The organism is Moorena sp. SIO3H5 (genome assembly GCF_010692395.1).
Classification (GTDB): Bacteria; Cyanobacteriota; Cyanobacteriia; order Cyanobacteriales; family Coleofasciculaceae; genus Moorena.
In genome coordinates this window covers 1-1381 of record NZ_JAAHHS010000764.1, presented here as the reverse complement: position 1 = coordinate 1381, position 1381 = coordinate 1, and the positions used below count along the sequence as shown (strand labels likewise).

Here is a 1381-nt window from a genome sequence, read left to right as displayed (position 1 = left end):
CGACAGTTTCTCCCGGCTACAGGCTGGCTCTGGAGCCCCAGTTAAGGAGATACCTAATATTTTATGTCGTACTCTCGACGCCTATATCCATGGGCACTAATTCGTCTATTGCCGAACATGCAGCGGATGGTTGTTCGTCGTTTTCGGAACCGTTCGGATGCGGAGGGTCACTTGCAGGCCCTTAAACGACTGATGCCCGATGAAAAATTTATTATTATCTTCGATTTAGGAGACCCTATAGACGGCGATTCTATAGAGGGCGAGTCTACAGACGAAGAATCTTAAGAAACAGGAAGTTTGGGAAGTCTGAAAAGCCCAACTCTTCACTAATCAAATTTTAGTTGAACCCCAGAAACAGCCCTCCAAAGTGGGGTTTGTGCAAGTCAATAATTCATCTTGATTCAGTCAATTGTATTGTATGGCAAAACCTGTAGACATTGGCAGCAAACGCCTAATCAGTCTCGCTCCTAATGCTTGGGTGCAATGGGTAACCGGTAATTCCCAAGTACGGGCATCTCAGTTGCTGGATGCTGAGTTTCAATGGATTAGTCGCGAAAGCGATGTGATTGTTAAAGCGTCTAGTCCTCAACACTCCGAATTTCTGATTCTCAATGAATTACAACTACGCTATGACCAGAAGATGCCTCAGCGAATGCGCAATTATGTTGCCTTAGCTGAGGAGAAATACAACCTATCCGCTTATCCGGTATTAATTAACATCTTGCCACCTCCAACCACGGTTACTATTGAAAATTGCTACGACAGTGAATTCATGGGATTAAAAGCCCGTCAAGATTATCGGGTCATTAATCTGTGGGAAGTAGAGGCTGAATTAGTATTAGGACAACCTTTGCCTCCCCTATTTCCATTTGTACCGATTTTAAAAGGAGGTGGTAGTGAATCAAAATTGCGCTCAGCAGTGCAGGCTTTACGAGCAGATCAAACTTTGAATCAACTAGAACCGCTCTTAGCATTCTTCGCTAGCTTTGTTCTAGAGATACCATTAATTCAACAAATCATGAGGTGGGATATGACAGTATTACGGGAATCGCCCTGGTATCAAGAGATTTTACAAGAGGGTCTTGCTCAAGGGATTGAACAAGGGATTGAACAAGGCATCCAACAAGGGGTTGCTCAAGGGATTGAACAAGGGATTGAACAAGGGATTGAACAAGGGATTGAACAAGGGATTGAACAAGGCATCCAACAAGAACGTCGAGGCAGTTTAGAGCGCATCCTTAAACTGCGATTTTCCGAGATTCCTGTCGAAATATCCGTCAGAATTCAAGCCTTAACTCTCGCATAGTTAGAAGAGATGTAGGCAATAGCACTGTCCGTTAACGCCCTAGATGAGTTTAGTCAACATTTGCCCAAGTAATGT

Annotated in this window: 2 protein-coding genes; both read left to right on the top strand. The window is 43.9% G+C overall.

Annotated elements, in window-relative coordinates:
* Positions 1-63: 63 nt before the first annotated feature.
* Positions 64-285, top strand: coding sequence for a hypothetical protein (locus tag F6K52_RS36330; protein ID WP_293090078.1), 222 nt, complete (start codon positions 64-66; stop codon positions 283-285).
* A 133-nt stretch (positions 286-418) separates the two neighbouring features.
* On the top strand, positions 419-1306 hold the full coding sequence (locus F6K52_RS36325) for a hypothetical protein (protein WP_293090076.1): 888 nt from the start codon (positions 419-421) through the stop codon (positions 1304-1306).
* The last annotated feature ends 75 nt before the right edge of the window (positions 1307-1381 follow it).

Excerpts from the sequence above, each read along its gene's own strand:
- F6K52_RS36330 (WP_293090078.1), top strand. The coding sequence starts at position 64 with ATGTCGTACTCTCGACGCCTATATCCATGGGCACTAATTCGTCTATTG.
- F6K52_RS36325 (WP_293090076.1), top strand. The coding sequence starts at position 419 with ATGGCAAAACCTGTAGACATTGGCAGCAAACGCCTAATCAGTCTCGCT.